The organism is Saccharothrix sp. AJ9571, from assembly GCF_021725495.1.
Lineage (GTDB): Bacteria > Actinomycetota > Actinomycetes > Mycobacteriales > Pseudonocardiaceae > Amycolatopsis > Amycolatopsis magusensis.
Genome location: NZ_CP091382.1, coordinates 9,030,726 through 9,052,500 on the forward strand (window position 1 = coordinate 9,030,726; position 21,775 = coordinate 9,052,500).

Below are 21,775 nucleotides of genomic sequence, written 5' to 3' on the forward strand. Positions count from 1 at the left end.
TACGTGAATTACAGAGGCTGGAGAACGTGGACCACACCGCACTGGCCCTGATCGAGCTCGGCGGCGTGTTCTTCGTCCTCGGCGCGCTCGGCAGGCTGGCCGGCAAGATCGGCATGTCGCCCATCCCCCTGTACCTGATCGGTGGTCTCTGCTTCGGGCAGGGCGGGCTGATCCCGCTCGGCGACATCGGCGACTTCACCCACCTGGCCAGTGAGATCGGCGTGGTCCTGCTGCTGTTGCTGCTGGGACTGGAGTACTCGGCGGCGGAGCTGTTCACCGGGCTCAAGCGCTCGTGGATGGCCGGGCTGCTGGACATCGTGCTGAACGCCGCGCCCGGCGCCGCGGTGGCGCTGCTGCTGGGCTGGGGCCCGGTCGGCGCGCTGGTGATGGCGGGCGTCACCTACATCTCGTCCTCCGGGATCATCGCGAAGGTCCTCGGCGACCTCGGGCGCCTCGGTAACCGCGAGACCCCGGTGGTGCTGTCCATCCTGGTGTTCGAGGACCTGGTGATGGCGCTGTACCTGCCGATCCTGACCGCGGTGCTGGGCGGGGTGAGCCTGCTCGGCGGCGCCAAGGCGGTGGGCATCTCGCTGCTGGTGATCACCGTGGTGCTGCTGATCGCGCTGAAGTTCGGCCGGTACGTCTCGGCGGTGGTCGACAGCCCCGACCGCGAGGTCTTCCTGCTCAAGGTGCTCGGCGCCGCGCTGCTGGTGGCCGGGATCGCCTCGGCGATGCAGGTCTCGGCGGCGGTGGGCGCGTTCCTGCTGGGCATCGCGATCTCCGGGTCCACCGCGGAGAACGCGACGCACATGCTCGAGCCGCTGCGGGACCTGTTCGCCGCGGTGTTCTTCGTGGTGTTCGGGCTGAACACGAACCCGGCCTCGATCCCGCCGGTGCTGGGCTGGGCGGTCGCGCTGGCCGTGGTGACCACGCTGACCAAGGTGGCCACCGGCTGGTGGGCCGCGAGACGCCAGGGCGTCGGCCGCATGGGCCGGGCCCGCGCCGGAGCCGCACTGGTGGCGCGCGGCGAGTTCTCCATCGTCATCGCGGGCCTGGCCGTGTCAGCGGGTGCCGTCACCGGCGAACTGGCCGCGCTCGCCACCGCCTACGTGCTGCTGATGGCCATCCTCGGCCCGACGGCCGCGCGCGTGGTGGAACCGATCGCCCGCTCGATGCAACGGAAGTCGTCCCGCACGGACACCCCCGTCACCACCAGCCCCTGACCCCCTCGCCGAGCCCCCGGGCCTCCGTCGAACGCTATGAATGGGGCATTACTTGCATCCAACGCAAGTAATGCCCCATTCATAGCGTTCAGGGGGCGCCGGTCCGGGCTACATGCCCACCAGGGTGTGCAGGGAGCCGACTTCCTTGCGGTTCAGGGCCCGCAGGTGGCCCGAGCGCAGGTTGCCCAGGTGGATGTCCCCGACCGAGGTGCGCACCAGTTTCCGCACCGGGTGGCCGACTTCGGCGAGCATCCGGCGCACGATGTGCTTGCGCCCTTCGTGCAGCACGATCTCGACCAGCGTGCGCCCGGCCTGCATGTCCTTGACCCGGAATTCGTCCGCCCGCGCCGGGCCGTCCTCCAGTTCGATCCCCGCGCGCAGCCGCTTGCCGAGCCCGCGCGGCACCGAACCGTCGACCTCCGCCAGGTAGGTCTTGAGCACCTCGAACGACGGGTGCATGAGCCGGTGCGCCAGGTCGCCGTCGTTGGTCAGCAGCAGCAGGCCTTCGGTGTCCACGTCGAGCCGCCCGACGTGGAACAGGCGCTCGGCGCGGTCGCGCACCAGGTCGCCGACGCACGGCCTGCCCTGGTCGTCGGTCATCGTGGTGTGCATGCCGCGCGGCTTGTTCAGCGCCAGGTAGACCATCGTGTCGTCGAGCACCACGCGGGTGCCGTCCACCCGGATGACCGAGCTGTCCGGGTCGACCCGGCGCCCGAACTCCCGGATGATTTCGCCGTTCACGCTGACCCGCCCCTGGGCGATCAGGTCTTCGGCGGCGCGGCGGGAGGCGACCCCGGCCTTCGCCAGCACCTTCTGCAGGCGAATACCTTCGTCGTTAGCCGATGTCATCGATGGAATCCACTTCAGGAAGCAACGGAGCGATGGGCGGGAGATCGGTCAACGACGAGAGCCCCAGCCGCTCCAGGAACAGCTCCGTCGTCACGTAAAGGTAGCCGCCGGTCTCCGCGTCGGTGCCGGTCTCCTCGACCAGGCCGCGGGCGAGCAGCGTCCGGATCACCCCGTCCACGTTCACCCCGCGAACGGCGGCGACCCTGGCCCGGGTGACCGGCTGACGATAGGCGATGACCGCGAGCGTCTCCAACGCGGCACGGGTCAGCTTCGCGCGCTGCCCGTCCAGCAGCAGTTTCTCCACGTACGGCGCGTAGGTGTCCCGCGTGAAGTACCGCCAGCCCTCGCCGACGCGCCGCAGGTCGATACCGCTGGAGCGCTCGGTCAGCGCGGTCGACATCGCGCCGAGCTTCTCGGTGACCCGTTGGACGGACTGCTCCAGCGCCCCCGCCAGCGCCTCCTCGCTCACCGGCGAGTCGACCACCAGCAGCAGCGACTCGAGCGCCGCCTCCAGCACCGCGTCGTTGCTCAGGTCCGGCGAAACCGAACCACCGCGGACCGCGACCAGTTCCTCCTCCGGGTCCGGCGCGTCCACGTCCAGCATCTCTTCGGGGTTCACCCGTACTCCTCGTCCTCACTCCGGGCGCGGTCCTGCTCGGCTTCCACCGTCGCCTGCTCCACCGAGCCCCCCGTCCAGCGCACGTGCAGCTCGTCCAGCGCTTCGAGCTGTTCGAACTGCACGGTCGACTCGCGGTAGAGCTCCAGCAGCGCCAGGAACCGCGCCACCACCTCGATGGTGTGCTCGCAGTCGGCGATCAGCTCGGTGAAGGTGGCCGTGCCCGCCTCGGCCAGCCGCAGTCGCAGCAGCGCGGCGTGCTCGCGCACCGACACCTTGCCCATGTGCAGGTGGTCCAGCGACACCGTGGGCGGCGGCTTCGGCCGGAACACCGCCAGCGCGATCTCGGCGAACTTCGCCGGGTTCACCCCCAGCATCACCTCGGGCAGCAACCCGAGGAAACGCTCCTCCAGCGCCACCGAACGCGGGTACCGGCGCAGCGCACCGGCCTCCAGTTCGGCGAACAACGCGGCCACCTGCTTGTACGCCCGGTACTGCAGCACACGGGCGAAGAGCAGGTCGCGGGCTTCCAGCAGCGCCAGGTCGTCCTCGTCCTCGACCTCGGCGGAGGGCAGCAGCCGCGCCGCCTTCAGGTCGAGCAGGGTGGCCGCGATCACCAGGAACTCGGTGGTCTCGTCGAGGTCCCATTCCGCGCCCAGCGCCCGCGTGTAGGCGATGAAGTCGTCGGTGACCTGGTGCAGCGCCACCTCGGTGACGTCCATCCGGTGCTGGGAGATCAGCTGCAGCAACAGGTCGAACGGGCCTTCGAAGTTGGCCAGCCGGACCTTGAACCGGCCGGCCGTGCCCTCGTCCACCGATTCCGGCCGGGGCTCGGGGTTCCCGGCCGGCTCGGTTTCGGTCATCAGCCGCCTGCCCCGCTTTCGGCGGGGTCGTCCGGGCCACCGGCGCGCAGCCGGCGCACCAGCACCGAGTCCTCGCCGTATTCGTCGAAGTCGGCCAGCAGCACGGCGACGGCCTCGCGGACCAGCCTGCCGCGGTCGACCACCAGTCCGTGCGAGCCGCGCAGGGTGAGCCGGGCGTGTTCCATCGCGAGCAGTTCGTCACCGGAGACGTACACGGTGATCTTGGCGTCGTGCTTCTGCCGGGGCGTGCTGGACCGGGCCCCGGCCCCGCGGATCAGCCGCCGCGGCTGTTCCGGCTCCGGCTCCGGCTCGCGTGCTTCGGCGGGGGCGGGGAATTCGATGGCGTTCCCGCTGGTCAGGCGGAACAGTTCGGACGCGCCGGGCAGGGGGGCTCTCCTGCTCACCGGGCGATCACCTCACGCGCCAGCGCCCGGTAGGCCATGGCGCCGGACGACTTCGGGGCCCACTTGGTGATCGGTTCCCCGGCCACGGTGGTCTCCGGGAACCGCACCGTGCGGTTGATGACCGTGTCGAAGACGGTCTCGCCGAATGCCTCCACCACGCGCGCCATGACCTCCTTCGAATGCAGGGTTCTCGGATCGAACATGGTCGCGAGAATCCCGGTGATGTCCAGCTTGGGGTTGAGGCGTTCGCGCACCTTCTCGATGGTGTCGATCAGGAGCGCCACACCCCGCAGACTGAAGAACTCGCATTCCAGCGGGATCACCACGCCGTCCGCGGCGGTCAGCGCGTTCACCGTGAGCAGGCCGAGCGAGGGCTGGCAGTCGACCAGAACATAGTCGTAGGTGTCCATGACCGGTCTCAGCACCCTCAGCAGCGTGTGCTCGCGCCCGACCTCGGCGACCAGCTGCACCTCGGCCGCGGACAGGTCGATGTTGCTCGGCAGCAGGTCGACGTTCTCCACGTTGGTGGAGCGGATCACGTCGAGGATGTTCACCGACCGTTCCATGATCACGTTGTAGACGGTGTAGTCCAGCTCGTGGGGCTGGATGCCGAGCCCGACCGACAGCGCGCCCTGCGGATCGAAGTCGACCAGGAGGACCCGGCGGCCGTACTCGGCCAGCGCGGCGCCCAGGTTGATCGTCGAGGTCGTCTTGCCGACCCCGCCCTTCTGGTTGCACATGGCCAGGATGGTGGCGGGACCGTGCTTGTCCAGCAGGGGCGGCTCCGCGATGTCGCGGTAGGGCCGCCCGGTGGGGCCGATCCGATCCCTGGCCTTCTTGCCGTTGAGCGGTGGAACGAGAGCCTCCGAGTCCAGTTCGTCGTCGGAGAGCGTGTCCCCTTCGACCGCGATGGTCATCTTGCTGAGGCTCGCGGCGGCAGAACCTGCGGACTCCGTCGCTCGCTCCGGCGGCTCCGATGTCGACATACCTCGAAAGCTCCTTGCTCAGCGGTCTGCCGGGAGCCTATGCGCGTGGCACCGTGTCGCCAAATCGGCTCGCCGGGCGTGTCCGCACTAGTTGACCGCCGTGGGCCGGCCGAGTACCAGGGCCATTCGGCGTAGGTCTGGTCGAATTCGCGCGAAGCGTCCGTCGAGGGTGCGGTGGGTCATCCCAAGGCGCGCGGGTGCGCCGTCGCGTAGATTTCGCGCAGCGTGTTGACCGTGACCAGGGTGTAGACCTGCGTCGTGGTGACCGACGCGTGCCCGAGCAGTTCCTGCACCACACGCACGTCCGCACCACCTTCGAGCAGGTGCGTGGCGAAGGAGTGACGCAGGGTGTGCGGCGAAACGACGGCCTGGATGCCCGCGCGCTCGGCACTGGTCTTGAGCACCTGCCACGCGCTCTGCCGCGTGAGCCGTCCACCGCGGGCGTTGAGGAACACCGCGGGAACGCCACGGCCCCGCGCGGCGAGCGCCGGGCGCGCCCGCACGAGGTAGGCGTTGAGCGCTTCGACCGCCGGACGGCCGATCGGCACCAGGCGCTGCTTGCCGCCCTTGCCGTCGAGCCGGACGGTGCGTTCGGTGTCGTCGATGTCGTCGAGGTCGAGGCCGACCGCTTCGGAGATCCGCGCGCCGGTCGAGTAGAGCAGTTCCAGCAGCGCGCGATCACGCAGCGGCCGGTCACCCTCGGCCGGCGGGGTGTCGAGCAGCTTGAGCACCTGATCCACCGGCAGCGCCTTGGGCAGGCGCCGGGCCGCGGCGGGCGGGCGCACCTCGCGCGCCGGGTCTTGTTCGGTGAGGCCGTCGGCGTGGGCGAACCGGTGCAGCCCGCGCACCGCGACCAGCGCCCGTGCCGACGAGGACGCCGCCAGCGGCTGGTGGTCCTCGTCGCCTTCGCGCAGACCGGCGCCGAACGCGGCGATGTGCTCCGGACTGACCTGGGTGAAGTCGGTGACCCCGGCCGCCTCCAGGTGCGCGGCGTAACGGCGCAGGTCTCGCGCGTAACTCTCCAGGGTGTTCTTGGCGGTGCCCCGTTCCACGGTGAGGTGGTTGAGGTACGCCTTGATCACACCGGCTACCGCCCTGGGCACCGCGCCACTCTAGAGCAACGAACGCGACTCGACACCGCCGAATCGCGCCACAACCACCCCCGGCTTCCATTACCGTCGGTGAGGTGACGACATCGCCAGATCCGGACGCCGTGCGCATCGGCACCTTCGAGCGCGAGCAGTGCGTGGAAGCCCTCGGGGTGCACTTCGCCGAGGGACGCCTCGAGACCACCGAATACGAGGAGCGGGTGACCACCGCGCTGGGCGCCCAGAAGAAGTCGGAACTGATCCCGTTGTTCGCCGACCTCCCCGACCCGCACCCGCCGGTGCTGCGGCCGCCGGCGCCGATCCCGGCGTACGGGCAGTACCCGCAGCCGGTGTACGGCTACACCCCGGCGGCGCGCGGCATGTCGGACAAGTCGAAGCTGACCACCGGCCTGCTGCAGATCGTGCTGCCGTTCGGCATCGGCCGGTTCTACGCCGGGCACGTCGGCATCGGCGTGGCCCAGCTCCTGGTCGTCCTGTTCACCTGCGGCGCCGGGGTGCTCTGGCCGATCATCGACGGCATCATCATCCTGGCCAACGGCGGGCACGACGGCCAGGGCCGCCGCCTCATCGACTAGGCGCTGTCCGGTAAGTCAAGGTCGCGCTCTCCGCGCCCAGGCGGCCCCTGGCGGGATCACGAAGCCCATCGACCAGACCCACCGGACAGCGCCTAGGTACGGCCGGCGAACCGGTACGGGCGGTCACGCCACGGCGCGTCCGGCGCGCGGGTCTCCGCCGCGCCGGAGAGCACCGCGTGCGTGGCGAGCACACCGGCCACGGTCGCGCCGTTGACCAGCTCGCCGTGCAGCGCCATCCGGACCGCCTCGTCCAGCGGGACCTTGCGGATCACCAGATCCGCCTCCTCCTCGCCGAGCACCTCGCGGTCCACTTCGGACAGATCGCGGGCCAGGAACACCCGGACCACCTCGTCGGTGAACCCGGGCGAGGCGGCCACGTCGACCAGCGTCTCCCAGCGTTCGGCCTGGAGCCCGGCTTCCTCGACCAGCTCGCGCGCGGCCGCCACCACGGGCTCCTCGCCGGGCTTGTCGGTCAGCCCGGCGGGCAGCTCCCAGATCCGGCGGCCCAGCGGGTGCCGGTACTGGTGGATCAGCGTGAGCGCGCCGTTGTCGTCGAGCGCGGCCACGGCCACCGCGCCGAGGTGCTCGACCACCTCACGCCGGGCGGTGTCCCCGCCCGGCATGACCACCTCGTCCACCCGCAGCCCGACCATGCGTCCGATGTGGATGTCCTCAGTGGACGCAACGGTGAACTCGTGGCTACCCGGTGCGCTCACGAGGAAGCGCCCACGGTCGGCTCCGGCAGGCTCACCGGCAGGCGGTCCGCGGTGCGGTAGGCGACCACCGCGCGGATGAACGAGTCGAACAGCGGGTGCGGGCGGGTCGGGCGGCTCTTGAGCTCCGGGTGCGCCTGCGTGCCGACGAAGAACGGGTGCACGTCGGCGGGCAGCTCGACGAACTCCACCAGCCGGTCGTCCGGCGAGGTGCCGGAGAACACCAGCCCGGCTTCGGCGAGCTGCTCGCGGTAGGCGTTGTTCACCTCGTAGCGGTGGCGGTGGCGCTCGGAGATCTCGGTCTGGCCGTACGCCTTGGCCACCTGGGAGCCGGGCCGCAGCTTCGCCGGGTAGGCGCCGAGCCGCATGGTGCCGCCCATGTCGCGCTCACCGGCGACCACGTCGCGCTGGTCGGCCATGGTGGAGATCACCGGGTGCCGGGTCTGCTCGTCGAACTCCGCGGAGTTCGCGTCGGCGATCCCGGCCAGGTTGCGCGCCGCGTCGATCACCATGCACTGCAGGCCGAGGCACAGCCCGAGCGCGGGCAGGCCACGGGTGCGGGCGTAGGTGATCGCCCCGACCTTGCCCTCGATACCGCGCACGCCGAAGCCACCCGGCACCAGCACACCGTCCACATCGGACAGCAGGCTGGCCGCGCCCGCCGGGGTGTCGAGCTCGTCGGAGGCGATCCAGACGATCTCCACCTTGGCGCGGTTGGCGAACCCGCCCGCGCGCAGCGCTTCGGTCACCGAGAGGTAGGCGTCGGGCAGGTCGATGTACTTGCCCACCACCGCGACGCGCACGGTCTCGGCCGGGTTGTGCACGCGGTCGAGCAGGTCGCCCCAGACCGTCCAGTCGACGTCGCGGAACGGCAGGCCGAGGCGGCGCACGACGTAGGCGTCGAGCGCTTCGCGGTGCAGGACCTTGGGGATGTCGTAGATGGACGGCGCGTCCGGGCAGGCGACCACGGCTTCGGTGTCCACATCGCACATCAGGCCGATCTTGCGCTTGAGGTCGTCCGGGATGTCCCGGTCGGCCCGGCAGACCAGCGCGTCCGGCTGGATGCCGATGTTGCGGAGCGCGGCCACGGAGTGCTGGGTCGGCTTGGTCTTCAGCTCGCCCGAGGGCGCCAGGTAGGGCACCAGCGAGACGTGCAGGAAGAAGCAGTTGTCGCGGCCGACGTCGTGGCGCACCTGGCGGCAGGCCTCGAGGAACGGCAGCGACTCGATGTCGCCGACCGTGCCGCCGACCTCGGTGATCACCACGTCGGGGCGGCGGTCCTCGGCGTCCGGCTCGGCCATCGCCAGGATGCGCGACTTGATCTCGTCGGTGATGTGCGGGATCACCTGAACGGTGTCGCCGAGGTACTCACCGCGCCGCTCCTTGGCGATCACCTGCGAGTACACCTGGCCGGTGGTCACATTCGCCGAGCCGTTCAGGTCCCGGTCGAGGAAGCGCTCGTAGTGGCCGATGTCCAGATCGGTCTCGGCGCCGTCCTCGGTGACGAAGACCTCGCCGTGCTGGAAGGGGTTCATCGTGCCGGGATCGACGTTGAGGTACGGATCCAGCTTCTGCATGGTGACCCGCAGGCCGCGCGAAGTGAGCAACTGGCCGAGGCTCGAGGCGGTGAGTCCCTTGCCCAGTGAGGAGGCGACGCCCCCGGTCACGAATACGTGCTTGGTAGTACGTGCTTGATGCACCAAGGAGACTCCCGTGTTCAACTAAGTCCTCACCGTCTGCCGGTCAGGACGCCCACTCGGCCACCGGCGCAGTGCGCCCGGCGCGGGAGTGCCGTCCACGGGCTTTTACGCTAACACGAGCGGCGGCGAGCGCCACCGCTGCCACACCCGCGCACGGAAGCCGAGGGGTAGAACACATGGCCGAAGCCGAGACCTGGACCGCACCGGAGAGTTCGCGACCACTGGACGCGACGGTCCGGGTACCGGGCTCGAAGTCGCTCACCAACCGGGCCTACGTGCTCGCCGCGCTCGCCACCGGGCCGACGCTGGTGCGCGAGCCACTGGTGTCACGGGACACCCGGCTGATGCTGGGGGCGGTGTCCGCGCTCGGCGGCGGTTACACCGAAACCGGGGAGGGCACGCTGATCCGCCCGATCGAGCCGGGTTCGGGCGACGCCACGGTCACCATGGGTAACGCCGGCACCGTGGCGCGGTTCACCCCGGCGCTGGCCGCGCTGGGCGGGCGGACCGTGCACTTCGACGGCGACGAGGCGCTCCGACGCCGTCCGCTGGCACCGTTGCTGGACGCGCTGTCCGCACTCGGGGCCCAGATCGACGACGACGGCCGCGGCGCGCCGCCGTTCACCGTCACCGGCCGCGGCGGGCTAGCCGGTGGCGAGGTGGAGCTGGATTCGTCGGCGTCGAGCCAGTTCCTGTCCGCGCTGCTGCTGGCGGGTCCCGCGTTCGGCGAGGGCATCCGCGTGCGCCTGACCGGTACCCCGCCGAGCGAGCCGCACATCGAGATGACGCTGGACATCCTGCGCCGCTTCGGCGCGGCCCCGGAGCGCTCGGGGCCGGAGTTCTTCGTGCCGCACGGGCCCCTGTCCTGTCCGGACTTCACCATCGAGCCGGACCTGTCCACCGCGGCCCCGTTCGTGGTGGCGCCCCTGCTCACCGGCGGCTCGGTGCGGGTCGAAGGGTGGCCCGAGTACACGACGCAGCCAGGCGACTGGCTGCGCAGCCTAGCCGCCGAACTCGGCGCGAAGGTGACGCTCGACGAAAGCGGCCTGACCGTCACCAGCGGCGGCGAGTTCGGCGGCGGGCGGTTCGACCTGCACGAGGTCGGCGAACTGACCCCGGTCGTCGCGACGCTGCTCTGCTTCGCGGACGGGCCCTCGGTGATCAGCGGCGTGGCGCACCTGCGGGGCCACGAAACCGATCGGCTGGCCGCCCTGGCCACCGAACTCTCGGCCCTCGGCGCCCACGTCACCGAAACCGACGACGGGCTGCGCGTCACCCCGGCGCCCATGCACGCCGGCGTCTTCCACACCTACGACGACCACCGCCTGGTCATGGCCGGCGCCGTCGCGGGCCTGCGCGTCCCCGGCATCCAGGTGGAAAACCCCGACACCGTCGGCAAAACCTTCCCCGCCTTCGTCCCCACCTGGACCACCCTCCTCACCCCCTGACCAACGCCACGAGTGGGGCACTCCTCGCATCCAACGCAAGCAATGCCCCACTCACAGCACTCCCCCACACCCAGGCACCCGAGCCCCACGTTCAGACACCCGAACCCCACACCTAGACACCCGAACCCCACACCTAGACACCCGAACCCCACACCTAGACACCCGAACCCCACACCAGACACCCGAGTTCCACGTTCAGGCAGCCGGGTTCCACGTTCAGGTAGTCGGGTTCCACGTTCAGGTAGTCGGGTTCCACGTTCAGACAGCCGAGTTCCACGTTCGGGCACCTGAGCCCTGCATTCGCGACCACGAACCCCACATCCGCGAGCCTCCAGGCCCTCCAGCCCGGCCCGTCACCAACGTCCCCTCCCGCGGCCCAGCACAAACCCGAGGCCCACCCAGCCCCTCCCCATCGCCGGTACCCCGCCGTCGTCACACTGAAAAAGCGGGGTGGCCGGAACCCCCTCAACTACCGTCGCGATTGACCCCCGGAGCCGGGCTCTGCGCGTTACCGGCGATCCCGTACCGCCCCGCCACGCCGTCGAGTTGTTCCCGTAGCGCCAGTACGGTCACCACCCGCCCCGCCGCCGTGTCCACGTTGTCCACTGTGGACAGGATCGACGTGGCCGAGGTGTCCGCCCGCACCACGCCCAGCGCGCCCGCGCCTTCGGTGGAAGCCAGGTCTCCGGCGAGCACGGTGCCCGCCCCCGAGCGGTCCAGTTGCGTGGCGAAGCGGGCCAGGGTCGCGGCCCGGTCACCCGCGCCGTCCCCGGTGGCCTTGCCGCCGACCAGGACCACGGCCTCCTGCGCGGGCTTCACGTCACCGGCGGTCTTGATGAACCCACCGTCGGACAGTCCGCCCAGCGCCGCCGCGAGTTCGTCCGGAGTGGACTGCGGTTGCGCGGAATCCTTGTTCAGCAACAAGGTCGACCCGAGCAGCGCACCGGCCAGCGTGCCGGGGTCGCCCGCGGTCGGGAAGCTCGCCCCGGCGGGCTGCAGCCGGGTGACCACCTGGCGCAGCTGATCGGCCTTCGCCGGGTCGGCGAACGACTCGGTCAGCTGCACCTCACCGGTCACCGCGGCGCCCGACTGCCCGATCAGCTCCTTGAGCGCGTCCCGGTCCGCCGGCTTCGCGCCTTCGGTGGTGACCAGCACGACCGAGCGCTGGTCCAATTGCCCGCCGACGATCTTCGGCCCCACCGAACCGGCGAACGCGTCGGAGTCCCCGAGCCGAGCGGCCAGCGCATTCCGCTCGGCTTCCAGGTCGGAGACCTTGCGGCCCAGTTCGGCCTTGTCGTCCGAAAGCCCGGACAGCAGCGGGCCGTTCAAAGCCGTCGAACCCAGTACCACGCCGACGGCCAGCGCCAGGAAGGCCGCGGCCAGCGAAACGATGTGATAGCGCAGAGAAATCACGTGAAGAGCCCCTTGACCCAGTTCATGAAGGACCGCCAGGTATCGGTGATCCAGTCGAGGTAGACCTCACCGGCGTCGGAGACCAGCAGCGCGGCGGCCACCACCGCGAGCGCGGCCAGCAGCAGGAAGAGGATCATGCCGCCGGACACCCGGCCGCGGTGCAGCGTGGCCACCGCCTTGCCGTCGACCAGCTTGGTGCCCAGCTTGAGCCGGGTGAGGAAGGTGGACGGGTTCGACCCGGACCGCCCGTGGTCGAGGAACTCGCGCAGCGTGGCCTGGAACCCGACGGTGACCACGAGGCTCGCCTCGTGCGCGTCGGCCAGCAGCAGCGCCAGGTCCTCGGCGTTGCCCGACGCCGGGAAGGTGACCGCGCCGATGCCGAGGTCCTGGATGCGGGCGACGCCGGGCGCGTGCCCGTCCGGCTGCGCGGGTACCACCACCTCGGCCCCGCTCTTGAGCGTCCCGGCCTCGATGCCCAGCGGGTCGCCGACGATCACATCGGGCGTGTGGCCCTGCGCGATCAGCGTGTCCGCGCCGCCGTCGACCCCGATCAGCACCGGCCGGTGCTCGGCGATGTACTTCTTCAGCTTCTTCAGGTCCTCGACGTGCCCGTTGCCCGCCGCGACCACCAGCACGTGCCGGTCACGCAGCGACATCCGCAGTTCCGGCACGCCGACCCCGTCCAGGATCAGCGTGCGCTCGCGGCGCAAGAATTCGATCGTGTTCGCCGAGAAGGCCTCGAGTTGGGTGGACATCCCGGCCTTGGCTTCGATCATCTGGTCGGCCACGCTTTCCTGCGTCTGCCGGGCACCGGAGGCGACCTTGCGATCTCCGATGTAGACGGAGTCCTCGTGCAGGCGCAGCTTGCTGCCGTCCTTGAGGTTGCGCAGCACCGAACCACCGACCGCGTCGATCAGCGGGATCCCGGCGGCGAGGAGTATTTCCGGTCCGAGGTTCGGGAACCGGCCGGAAATGGACGGCGAGGCGTTCACCACGCCGGCGACCTCGGCGCGCACCAGCGCGTCCGCGGTGGCCCGGTCCAGGTCGAGCTGGTCGAGCACGGCGATGTCACCGGGGGAGATCCGGCGGAGCAACTCCCTGGTGCGCCGGTCGACCCGCGCCACCCCGGTCACGCCGGGACGGGTTTCGTCGTTCCGCGAGAGCAAGCCGGTGAGCTTCATGGCAGCGATGGTGACAAACGCGCACGTGCGCGGGCGGCCGCCACGCCGGTGCGCATTTCGGTAATCCAACGATCGGTGTGCGATTCGACCCCGCGTGTCCCCCAAGGCGGGGATCAAACACTATTTCGTGCGCTTTTTCTTCGATCCTTTCCCGCCTTCGCGCGGGAGCCGGGTGAACGAGTACTTGTCCGCGTCGGCGGCGGCGAGCAGTTCCTCGGCGTGCGCGCGGCCGGTCTCGGTGTCGTCCATGCCCGCCAGCATCCGGGCGAGTTCGAGCACCCGTTCGGACTGCTGCAGCACCTTCACCCCGCTGCGGGTGATGCCGTCGGACATGCCCTTGTCCACCACGAGGTGCCGGTCGGCGAAGGCGGCCACCTGCGGCAGGTGGGTCACCACCAGCACCTGGTGGCTGGTCGCCAGCCGGGCCAGCCGCCGCCCGATCTCCACCGCGGCCCGGCCGCCGACCCCGGCGTCCACCTCGTCGAAGACCAGCGTCTGCACGGTGTCGGCGTGCGCCAGCACCACCTCGATGGCCAGCATCACGCGGGACAGCTCACCGCCCGACGCGGCCTTGTGCACCGGCAGCGGCGGCGCGCCCTTGTGCGCGCGCAGCAGCAGTTCGACCTCGTCGACCCCGTCCGGACCGGCGTGCACGGTGCGGCCGTCGACCACCAGCGCGTGCGGGTCGGACTCGTCGACCTCGCGCACGCCGACGGTCACCTCGATCTGCGCCTGGCCCATCGCCAGCCCGGCCAGCTCCGCGGTGATCTCCCCGGCCAGTTCCGCTGCCGCGACCTCGCGGGCGGACGACAACCGCGCCGCGTGCGAGGCCAACTGCTTGGCCAGTTCGTCGCGGCGCGCGGCCAGCTCGCCCAGCGCCTCTTCGGAAGTGTCCATCGTGGACAGCCGTGCGCGGGCGTCCTCGGCCCAGGCGAGCACCCCGTCGATGTCCGCGGCGTACTTGCGGATCAGCTTCTTCAGCTCGGCCTGGCGGGCCAGCAACTGCTCCAGCCGCGCCGGGTCGGCCTCCAGCGATTCGAGGTAGCTGCCCAGCTCGGTGCCCACGTCGGCGAGCAGCACGGCGGCCTCGGCCAGCCGCGGCTCCATGTCCCGCAGCGCCTGGTCCTCGGCGCCTGCCAGCCGCCGCTGCGCCTCGCCGACCAGGCCGAGCGCGCCGGGGGCCTCGGAATCGCCGTCCTGCGCACCGGAGACCGCGTGGTGCGCTTCGGTGGCCGTCGCCCGCAGTTCGTCGATCGCGGACAGCCGCTTGATCTGCTCGGTCAGCTCGGTGTCCTCGCCCGGGACCGGCTCGACGGAAGTGATTTCGGTGAGGCCGAGGCGCAGCATGTCGGCCTGCTGGGCCAGCTCGCGCGACCGGCTGGTGCGGTCGGTCAGCTCGGCGACCACGGACTGCCATTCCTCGCGAACAGCGCGGTACTGCTCCAGCGGCCCGGCGACCGCGTCACCGGCGAACCGGTCGATCACCGCCCGCTGCTCGGCCGGGCGCAACAGGCGGAGCTGATCGTTCTGGCCGTGCACGGCCAGCAGCTGCTCGGACAGGTCACCCAGCACGCCGACCGGCACCGAACGGCCGCCCAGGTGCGCGCGCGAGCGGCCGTCACTGGCCACCGAGCGCAGCGCGATCACCCCGCCGCCGTCCTCGACCTCGGCTCCGGCGTCCCCGATGATGTCCAGCGCGATCTTGCCGGTCACCCCTTCGAAGCGGCCCTCGACCAGTGCCTTCCCGGCACCGACCCGGACCTTCGAGACCTCGGCACGTCCTCCGGAGAGCAGGTGCAGCCCGGTGACCACCATGGTCTTGCCCGCACCGGTCTCCCCGGTGACCACGGTGAATCCCGGGTGCAACTCGAGCAGGGCGTCCTCGATGACCCCGAGGCCCTGGATGCGCATCTCGGCCAGCACACCCCCAACCGTAGTGCCCCCTCCGGGCGGCGCGCGCCCGGCACTCGCAACGGCGGTGAAGTTCCTGGCGAAACCGGTGGAAACGGGCCGTCAGCGTGGTTGGTCTCGCGCCGGGTCGCGCTCGCGCCAGCCCTTGACCGGCAGTTCGAACTTGTGCACCAGCCGGTCGGTGAACGGGCCGTCCCACAACCGCGCCAGCCGCACCGGCACCCGGCCCGCGACCACGCGCACCCTGGCGCCGCGCGGCAGCTCGATGTGCCGCAGCCCGTCGCAGGTCAGCACCGCGGTGGAGCCGCTGGGGTCGATGCCGACGGTGATCACCGAGTTCCGCGAGACCACCAGCGGACGCGAGAACATCGCGTGCGCGTTGCTCGGCACCACCAGCAGCGCCTCCACGTCCGGCCACATGATCGGGCCGCCAGCGGAGAAGGCGTAGGCGGTGGACCCGGTCGGGGTCGCGCACAGCACGCCGTCGCAGCCGAACGACGACACCGGTCGGCCGTCGACCTCGATCAGCGCGTCCAGGATCCGCACCCGCGAGCTGCGCTCCACGCTGGCTTCGTTGAGCGCCCAGGTCCGCGCCACGATTTCGCCGTCGACGGCGACCGTGACGTCCACGGTCATCCGCTCCTCGACGCGGTAGTGGCCCTCGACCACCCGCCGCACGGTTTCCTCGATCGCGTCGGAATCGGCCTCGGTCAGGAAGCCGACCCGGCCCAGGTTCACCCCGAGCACGGGCACGCCCGCCGGACGGGCCAGCTCGGCCGCGCGCAGCAGCGTGCCGTCGCCGCCGAGCACGAACACGAGCTCGGTGCCCGCCGCCGGATCGTCCTCGGGCGCGATCACCGTGCAATGCGGGTCGTGGCCGTCGGCCTGGATGAGCTGGCGGACCTCCTCGTCGGCCACCCGCAGCCGGATCCCGGCCTCGGCCAGTTGCGCGGCCACCTCGCGCGCCGCGCCGGCGGTGGCGTCGCGATCGGGGTGCACGACAAGCAGAACCTCACGCCGAAGCGTCACGAAGGACCCTCCTGAACCGCGGTGCGGACCAGCTGATCCACGTCCACAGCCGACTCGGCGGCCTCACGCCGCAACCAGATGAAGAATTCGACGTTGCCGGACGGGCCGGGCAACGGGCTGGCGACCACGCCGTGCGTGGCCAGGCCGAGCGTGGCCGCTTCGGTGGCCACGGCGAGCACGGCCTCGGCACGCAGGTCCGGATCGCGCACGACGCCACCGCTGCCGAGCCGGTCCTTGCCGACTTCGAACTGCGGTTTGACCATCGGCAGCAGATCCGCGCCGGGGTGCACGCAGTCCGCGAGCGCGGGCAGCACCAGGCGCAGGGAGATGAAGGACAGATCGGCCACCACCAGGTCGACCGGGCCGCCGATCAGCTCGGGGGTCAGGTTGCGCACGTTGGTCTTGTCGAGCACGACCACGCGTTCGTCGGTGCGCAGGCGCCAGTCGAGCAGCCCGCGGCCAACATCGGCGGCGACGACCTGCGCGGCCCCGCCGCGGAGCAGCACGTCGGTGAAACCGCCGGTGGAAGCACCGGCGTCCAGGCAGCGCTTGCCGTCGACGGTGAGCCCGCCGGATTCGAACGCCTCGAGCGCGCCGAGCAGCTTGTGCGCGCCGCGGGAGGCCCAGCCGGGGTCGTCCTCGTCGCGCACCACGATCGCGGCGGCGGCCTCCACCCCGGTGGCCGGTTTGGTCGCGACCATGCCGCCGACGCTCACCTTGCCCTCCGCGATCAGCGAACTCGCCTGCTCACGGGAGCGGGCGAGGCCGCGGCGCACCAGCTCGGCGTCGAGCCGTGCCCTGCGGGCCATCGGCGTCAGACCTTGTCGATGCTGGAGAGCGCGACGGTCAGCTCGGTGTGCACGGCGTCGAAGCGCTCCACGTGCTCGGCGAGCGGGACGCGGTCCAGCTCGGCCAGCCCCGACACCGCCTCGTCGATCCCGGCGCGCGGGTCGATCTCCGGCGGCTGCGGCTGCTGTCCCGGCGGGCCGGGCACCGGACGCGGGACGGGGTGGTTCTGCTGCTGCACCCCACAACGCTAACCGATGAGGCCGAGTTCGTTCAGCGCGGCCTCAGCGGTGTCGTCGAGCGGCTTGACGCCGGTCACGCCGGTTTCCCACGCGGTGGCGCACAGCGCACGCAGCAGGTCGGTCGCGTCGCTGCCGCCGGTGCTCCGGACCACGAGTTCGCCCTGCTCAGCGGCGATCTCCCAGCCCGGCTTCGGCGCGATCAGCGTCTCCTCGGCGGAGCTGCGCAACCCGGTGATGTCGGCGGTCAGGAACCGCGCGCGCTCGGCGGGGACGGCGGCGATGAGGCTGGCCGGGGTGTCCACGCCGGTGAGCACCACCAGCGCGTCGAGCCCGGCCGCCACCGCGCCCGCGATGTCGGTGTCGAGGCGGTCGCCGACCACGAGCGCCTTGCCCTGGGCCGCGGTGTGCATGAGCGGCGCCTCGGGCTTGCCCGCGACCAGCGGTTCCTGGTCCGTGGCGGTGCGCAGCGCGGCGACCATCGATCCGTTGCCCGGCAACAGCCCGCGCTCGGCCGGCAGCGTCTTGTCGACGTTGCTCGCCACCCACAGCGCACCACCGCGGATCGCGACGCACGCTTCGGCGAGGTTCGCCCAGCCCGTGTCCGGCGAATGCCCCTGGACGACGGCCTTGACCTCGTCGGAGTTTTCGCGCACGGGCCGCAGTCCGACGGCTTCGACCTCGTCGCACAGCGCCTGCGCGCCGACGACGAGCACGTGCGCACCGGCGGGGAGCCGCTCGGCGAGCACCCGCGCGGCGGCCTGGGAACTGGTGTGCACCTCGTCGGGCTGGGCGTCGATGCCCATGCCGTTGAGGTGCTCGGCCACCGCGGCGGGGGCCTTGGAGGCGTTGTTCGTGACGAACCGCACCGCCGTGCCGGCCGCCCGCGCCTCGCCGATCACCTCCGGCGCGCCGGGGATGACCCGGGCGCCGTGGTAGACCGTGCCGTCGAGGTCGAACAGCAGCGAGTCGTAGGCAGCCAGCAGGGCGTCACTCACCTTCGGACTCGCCTTCGCCCTGCCCCAGCTCGGCCGCGCGCTCGGCGGCGTCGGTCTGCTCGTCCTCGTCGGCCTCGGCGGCGTGGAGGAACCAGCGGATCGCCTCGTCACGACGGCCGGCGGCGGCGAGGTTGTCGGCGTAGGCGTAGAACAGCCGCGCGCTCCACGGTTCGCGCTTGCGGGCGTCGAGGTCGTCGCCCTGGAGCGAGACCACCGCGGCGTCGAGCTGCCCGAGGTCCCGGCGGGCTCCGGCCGCGACGATCTTCAGCTCGATCTGCACGTCCCGCGGCAGGCGGCTGCTGTCGACCTCCTTGGACAGGTCGAGCGCCCGCTCGGGACGGCCCAGTGCCCGCTCGGAGTCGGCGATGATCGCGATGTGCGAGTCGGTGCGCGTCATCCGGCGGACCGCACGCAGCTCGGTGAGCGCCTCGGCCCACTTGCCGGAGTGGTAGGCGACGAGCCCGAGCGCCTCACGCACGATCGGCACGCGGGCGGCCTTGGCCTTGGCGTACTTGGCGTGCTCGAAGGCGGCGTCGGGATCGGTGTCGATCAGCCCGCCGGCCGCGACCAGGTGCTTGCCGACGGTCTCGGCCAGCCCCTTCGGCAAGGTCCGCAACTCCCGGCGAGCCTCTTCGTCGAGGTCGGAGAAGTCGATGCCCTCGGGAAGTTCGGGGGCTTCGAGCAGCTCCCGCGCCAACTCCGCGTCATCCACTTCACGCGGCTTGAAGTCGGCATTGCGGTGCTTGGAGGCACCACGGTCGTCGCGCGGCTTGAACCCGCCTTCGCGGGACTTGAAGCCACCCCGATCATCGCGACCGCCTTCACGGGGCTTGTAACCGCCACGATCCTCACGGGGCTTGTCGCCTTCGCGCGGCTTGGAGGAACCGCGATCTTCGCGGGGCTTGTAGCTGTTGCCGCCCTCGCGGGACCGGTCCTCGCGAGGCTTGAACCCGCCACGGTCCTCCCGAGGCTTGTAGCCACCCCGATCATCGCGCGACTGGGAACCGCCACGGTCATCACGGGACTGGTAGCCACCGCGATCCTCACGGGGTTTGTAGCCACCGCGATCTTCGCGGGGCTTGTAGCTGCTGCCGCCCTCACGGGGCTTGTAACCGCCACGGTCATCGCGGGACTTGTAGCTGCTGCCACCTTCGCGCGGCTTGTAGCTGCTGCTGCCACCCTCACGCGGCTTGAAGCCACCACGGTCCTCGCGCGGCTTGTAGCCGCCGCCACCTTCGCGCGGCTTGTAACCGCCACGGTCCTCGCGCGGCTTGAAGCTGCTGCCACCCTCACGCGGCTTGTAGCCGCCACGGTCGCCGCCGGACTTGTAGCCGCCGCCACCTTCACGGGGCTTGTAACCGCCACGGTCCTCCCGAGGCTTGTAACCGCCCCGGTCGTCACGGGACTGCGAGCCGCCGCGATCATCGCGCGACTGGTAGCCACGATCCTCTCGGGGCTTGAACCCGCCACCGCCCTCACGGGGCTTGTAGCCACCGCCACCTTCGCGCGGCTTGAAGCCGCCACGGTCTTCCCGAGGCTTGTAGCCACCCCGGTCGTCGCGGCCGCCTTCACGGGGCTTGTAGCCGCCACGGTCGCCGCCGGACTTGTAGCCGCCGCCGCCTTCGCGCGGCTTGTAGCTGCTGCTGCCGCCCTCACGGGGCTTGAAGCCACCACGGTCCTCGCGCGGCTTGTAACCGCCGGACTTGGAGTCGCTACCCTCGCGGGGCTTGTAGCCGCCGCGGTCATCGCGCGACTTGTAGCTGCTGCCGCCCTCACGGGACTTGAACCCACCGCGATCTTCACGCGGTTTGAACCCGCCGCGGTCCTCGCGGGGCTTGTAGCTGCTGCTGCCCTCACGGGGCTTGTAGCCACCACGGTCCTCGCGCGGCTTGAAGCTGCTGCCGCCCTCACGGGGCTTGAAGCTCTTCTGGCCGCTTGTACCGCCGGCGCGGTAGCCGCCGGTCTGGTTGCTGCGGGCCGCTTGCCCGCCGCCCTGCTTGCCACGGGGACTCGAGTCGCGCCGCCGCGGGCGACCGTCCTCGCGGTCGCCCTCAGAATCGCGCCGACCGAACTCGGACACCTGTCCTCCTAGCAGAGACCTCGAAAGTGGGAAAGGCCCACACGGGGGCCAGCACTCAACTGTATCTGGCCTGCCCCGCCACCTCATCGGCGCGGTAGCTCAACGGCACTGGACAGCAAAAGAGCGGGGTCCCAGCCATCTCTGGCTGGAACCCCGCTCCCTGAGTTGAGTTCGGCGGCGTCCTACTCTCCCACACCCCTTCGAGTGCAGTACCATCGGCGCTGGCAGGCTTAGCTTCCGGGTTCGGAATGGGACCGGGCGTTTCCCCGCCGCTATAACCACCGAAACACTACGAAACAAACACACAAGTGCTGTAACACGTCTCTGGTGTGGTGTTTCAGAGCCGTAGAGTGGATGCGAAGCGTCTTTGTAGGCAAGTCCTCGGCCTATTAGTACCAGTCAACTCCACACATTACTGCGCTTCCATTTCTGGCCTATCAACCCAATCGTCTTTTGGGGGCCTTAACCCACGGGGGGTGGGATACCTCATCTAGGAACAGGCTTCCCGCTTAGATGCCTTCAGCGGTTATCCCTTCCGAACGTAGCTAACCAGCCATGCCACTGGCGTGACAACTGGCATACCAGAGGTTCGTCCGTCCCGGTCCTCTCGTACTAGGGACAGCCTTCCGCAAGTATCCTACGCGCGCGGCGGATAGGGACCGAACTGTCTCACGACGTTCTAAACCCAGCTCGCGTGCCGCTTTAATGGGCGAACAGCCCAACCCTTGGGACCTACTCCGGCCCCAGGATGCGACGAGCCGACATCGAGGTGCCAAACCATGCCGTCGATATGGACTCTTGGGCAAGATCAGCCTGTTATCCCCGGGGTACCTTTTATCCGTTGAGCGACACCCCTTCCACCAGGTGGTGCCGGATCACTAGTCCCGACTTTCGTCCCTGCTCGACCTGTCAGTCTCACAGTCAAGCTCCCTTGTGCACTTACACTCAACACCTGATTGCCAACCAGGCTGAGGGAACCTTTGGGCGCCTCCGTTACTCTTTGGGAGGCAACCGCCCCAGTTAAACTACCCATCAGGCACTGTCCCTCACCCAGATCATGGGCGTAGGTTCAGATTCCCAATCCGGTCAGAGTGGTATTTCAACAACGACTCCACACCCACTAGCGTGAGCACTTCACAGTCTCCCACCTATCCTACACAAACCGAACCGAAAACCAATACCAAACTATAGTAAAGGTCCCGGGGTCTTTCCGTCCTGCCGCGCGTAACGAGCATCTTTACTCGTACTGCAATTTCGCCGGGCCTGTGGTTGAGACAGCCGGAAAGTCGTTACGCCATTCGTGCAGGTCGGAACTTACCCGACAAGGAATTTCGCTACCTTAGGATGGTTATAGTTACCACCGCCGTTTACTGGCGCTTAAATTCTCAGCTTCACCCCCGAAGGGATTAACCGGTCCTCTTAACGTTCCAGCACCGGGCAGGCGTCAGTCCGTATACATCGAATTACTTCTTCGCACGGACCTGTGTTTTTAGTAAACAGTCGCTTTCCGCTGGTCTCTGCGGCCACCCACCCCTAGTCCGTCAAGGACTTCAGGATGTTTGGCCCCCCTTCTCCCGAAGTTACGGGGGCATTTTGCCGAGTTCCTTAACCACAGTTCACCCGATCGCCTTGGTATTCTCTACCTGACCACC

General features: G+C 70.1%; 21 protein-coding genes and 2 rRNA genes (1 of these 23 running past the window's edge). 4 read left to right on the forward strand and 19 right to left on the reverse strand.

Features of this window, described 5'->3' with window-relative positions; all coding sequences use genetic code 11:
* Positions 1–26 precede the first annotated feature (26 nt).
* Positions 27–1,223 (forward strand): cation:proton antiporter, encoded by a 1,197-nt coding sequence (locus tag L3Q67_RS40845; protein WP_499186758.1) that lies wholly within the window; start codon positions 27–29, stop codon positions 1,221–1,223.
* 108 nt (positions 1,224–1,331) lie between these two features.
* Here the strand turns inward: L3Q67_RS40845 and L3Q67_RS40850 are convergent, their stop codons facing one another.
* From L3Q67_RS40850 to xerD, 6 genes are all read right to left on the reverse strand, one after another.
* Complete coding sequence (locus tag L3Q67_RS40850) at positions 1,332–2,072, reverse strand: pseudouridine synthase (protein WP_499186759.1); 741 nt, start codon at positions 2,070–2,072, stop codon at positions 1,332–1,334.
* On the reverse strand, positions 2,059–2,676 hold the full coding sequence (gene scpB / locus L3Q67_RS40855; protein ID WP_499191765.1) for an SMC-Scp complex subunit ScpB: 618 nt from the start codon (positions 2,674–2,676) through the stop codon (positions 2,059–2,061). The genes L3Q67_RS40850 and scpB overlap by 14 nt, the downstream gene beginning before the upstream one ends.
* An 11-nt stretch (positions 2,677–2,687) precedes the next feature.
* Positions 2,688–3,551, reverse strand: coding sequence for a segregation and condensation protein A (locus tag L3Q67_RS40860; RefSeq protein ID WP_499186760.1), 864 nt, complete (start codon positions 3,549–3,551; stop codon positions 2,688–2,690).
* On the reverse strand, positions 3,551–3,955 hold the full coding sequence (locus tag L3Q67_RS40865; protein ID WP_499186761.1) for a cobyrinic acid a,c-diamide synthase: 405 nt from the start codon (positions 3,953–3,955) through the stop codon (positions 3,551–3,553). Before L3Q67_RS40865 ends, L3Q67_RS40860 begins: the two co-directional genes overlap by 1 nt.
* A complete protein-coding gene (locus tag L3Q67_RS40870) occupies positions 3,952–4,941 on the reverse strand; it encodes a ParA family protein (RefSeq protein ID WP_499186762.1) in 990 nt (329 codons plus the stop codon). The genes L3Q67_RS40865 and L3Q67_RS40870 overlap by 4 nt, the downstream gene beginning before the upstream one ends.
* Positions 4,942–5,120: 179 nt before the next feature.
* Positions 5,121–6,023 (reverse strand): site-specific tyrosine recombinase XerD, encoded by a 903-nt coding sequence (gene xerD / locus L3Q67_RS40875; RefSeq protein WP_282770540.1) that lies wholly within the window; start codon positions 6,021–6,023, stop codon positions 5,121–5,123.
* Between the two features lie 104 nt (positions 6,024–6,127).
* On the opposite strand from xerD, the gene L3Q67_RS40880 reads away from it, so the two are divergent.
* The gene (locus tag L3Q67_RS40880) at positions 6,128–6,625 is read left to right on the forward strand and encodes a DUF1707 domain-containing protein (protein ID WP_499186763.1); all 498 of its coding nucleotides are present in this window, start codon (positions 6,128–6,130) and stop codon (positions 6,623–6,625) included.
* Between the two features lie 92 nt (positions 6,626–6,717).
* Here the strand turns inward: L3Q67_RS40880 and L3Q67_RS40885 are convergent, their stop codons facing one another.
* Positions 6,718–7,341, reverse strand: a complete 624-nt coding sequence (locus L3Q67_RS40885) for an NUDIX hydrolase (protein WP_499186764.1) — start codon at positions 7,339–7,341, stop codon at positions 6,718–6,720.
* A complete protein-coding gene (pyrG, locus tag L3Q67_RS40890) occupies positions 7,338–9,038 on the reverse strand; it encodes a CTP synthase (protein ID WP_499186765.1) in 1,701 nt (566 codons plus the stop codon). The genes L3Q67_RS40885 and pyrG overlap by 4 nt, the downstream gene beginning before the upstream one ends.
* A 176-nt stretch (positions 9,039–9,214) precedes the next feature.
* Here pyrG and aroA point away from each other — a divergent pair, with 176 nt between their 5' ends.
* Positions 9,215–10,486 (forward strand): 3-phosphoshikimate 1-carboxyvinyltransferase, encoded by a 1,272-nt coding sequence (gene aroA, locus L3Q67_RS40895; RefSeq protein ID WP_499186766.1) that lies wholly within the window; start codon positions 9,215–9,217, stop codon positions 10,484–10,486.
* Positions 10,487–10,640: 154 nt separating this feature from the next.
* Here aroA and L3Q67_RS40900 read toward each other — a convergent pair whose 3' ends face one another.
* The 9 genes from L3Q67_RS40900 to L3Q67_RS40940 all read right to left on the reverse strand — a co-directional run bounded on the left by L3Q67_RS40900 (position 10,641) and on the right by L3Q67_RS40940 (position 18,755).
* A complete protein-coding gene (locus tag L3Q67_RS40900) occupies positions 10,641–10,763 on the reverse strand; it encodes a hypothetical protein (protein ID WP_499186767.1) in 123 nt (40 codons plus the stop codon).
* Between the two features lie 188 nt (positions 10,764–10,951).
* The gene (locus L3Q67_RS40905; RefSeq protein ID WP_499186768.1) at positions 10,952–11,899 is read right to left on the reverse strand and encodes a copper transporter; all 948 of its coding nucleotides are present in this window, start codon (positions 11,897–11,899) and stop codon (positions 10,952–10,954) included.
* Positions 11,896–13,080 (reverse strand): putative cytokinetic ring protein SteA, encoded by a 1,185-nt coding sequence (gene steA, locus L3Q67_RS40910; RefSeq protein ID WP_499186769.1) that lies wholly within the window; start codon positions 13,078–13,080, stop codon positions 11,896–11,898. The genes L3Q67_RS40905 and steA overlap by 4 nt, the downstream gene beginning before the upstream one ends.
* Before the next feature lie 120 nt (positions 13,081–13,200).
* Positions 13,201–15,003, reverse strand: coding sequence for a DNA repair protein RecN (recN, locus tag L3Q67_RS40915; protein ID WP_499186770.1), 1,803 nt, complete (start codon positions 15,001–15,003; stop codon positions 13,201–13,203).
* Positions 15,004–15,093: 90 nt separating this feature from the next.
* Positions 15,094–16,020, reverse strand: a complete 927-nt coding sequence (locus tag L3Q67_RS40920) for an NAD kinase (protein WP_499186771.1) — start codon at positions 16,018–16,020, stop codon at positions 15,094–15,096.
* On the reverse strand, positions 16,017–16,829 hold the full coding sequence (locus tag L3Q67_RS40925; RefSeq protein WP_499186772.1) for a TlyA family RNA methyltransferase: 813 nt from the start codon (positions 16,827–16,829) through the stop codon (positions 16,017–16,019). Before L3Q67_RS40925 ends, L3Q67_RS40920 begins: the two co-directional genes overlap by 4 nt.
* Positions 16,830–16,834: 5 nt before the next feature.
* The gene (locus L3Q67_RS40930) at positions 16,835–17,014 is read right to left on the reverse strand and encodes a hypothetical protein (protein WP_209671350.1); all 180 of its coding nucleotides are present in this window, start codon (positions 17,012–17,014) and stop codon (positions 16,835–16,837) included.
* Between the two features lie 42 nt (positions 17,015–17,056).
* A complete protein-coding gene (locus L3Q67_RS40935; protein ID WP_499186773.1) occupies positions 17,057–18,043 on the reverse strand; it encodes an HAD-IIA family hydrolase in 987 nt (328 codons plus the stop codon).
* Positions 18,036–18,755 (reverse strand): tetratricopeptide repeat protein, encoded by a 720-nt coding sequence (locus L3Q67_RS40940; protein WP_499186774.1) that lies wholly within the window; start codon positions 18,753–18,755, stop codon positions 18,036–18,038. Before L3Q67_RS40940 ends, L3Q67_RS40935 begins: the two co-directional genes overlap by 8 nt.
* 27 nt (positions 18,756–18,782) lie before the next feature.
* Between L3Q67_RS40940 and L3Q67_RS40945 the strand changes: the two genes are divergently transcribed.
* Positions 18,783–20,135, forward strand: coding sequence for a hypothetical protein (locus tag L3Q67_RS40945; RefSeq protein ID WP_499186775.1), 1,353 nt, complete (start codon positions 18,783–18,785; stop codon positions 20,133–20,135).
* A 157-nt stretch (positions 20,136–20,292) separates the two neighbouring features.
* Here L3Q67_RS40945 and rrf read toward each other — a convergent pair.
* Both rrf and L3Q67_RS40955 read right to left on the reverse strand, forming a co-directional pair.
* Positions 20,293–20,409, reverse strand: a 5S ribosomal RNA gene (gene rrf / locus L3Q67_RS40950).
* Between the two features lie 83 nt (positions 20,410–20,492).
* Positions 20,493–21,775 (reverse strand): 23S ribosomal RNA (locus L3Q67_RS40955); it runs 1,832 nt beyond the window's last position.

What these genes read in the sequence shown, in the direction of transcription:
- L3Q67_RS40850 (WP_499186759.1), bottom strand. Translation starts at nt 2,072, where the DNA reads ATGACATCGGCTAACGACGAAGGTATTCGCCTGCAGAAGGTGCTGGCG.
- scpB (WP_499191765.1), bottom strand. Translation starts at nt 2,676, where the DNA reads ATGCTGGACGTGGACGCGCCGGACCCGGAGGAGGAACTGGTCGCGGTC.
- L3Q67_RS40860 (WP_499186760.1), bottom strand. Translation starts at nt 3,551, where the DNA reads ATGACCGAAACCGAGCCGGCCGGGAACCCCGAGCCCCGGCCGGAATCG.
- L3Q67_RS40870 (WP_499186762.1), bottom strand. Translation starts at nt 4,941, where the DNA reads ATGTCGACATCGGAGCCGCCGGAGCGAGCGACGGAGTCCGCAGGTTCT.
- aroA (WP_499186766.1), top strand. Translation starts at nt 9,215, where the DNA reads ATGGCCGAAGCCGAGACCTGGACCGCACCGGAGAGTTCGCGACCACTG.
- steA (WP_499186769.1), bottom strand. Translation starts at nt 13,080, where the DNA reads ATGAAGCTCACCGGCTTGCTCTCGCGGAACGACGAAACCCGTCCCGGC.
- L3Q67_RS40925 (WP_499186772.1), bottom strand. Translation starts at nt 16,829, where the DNA reads ATGGCCCGCAGGGCACGGCTCGACGCCGAGCTGGTGCGCCGCGGCCTC.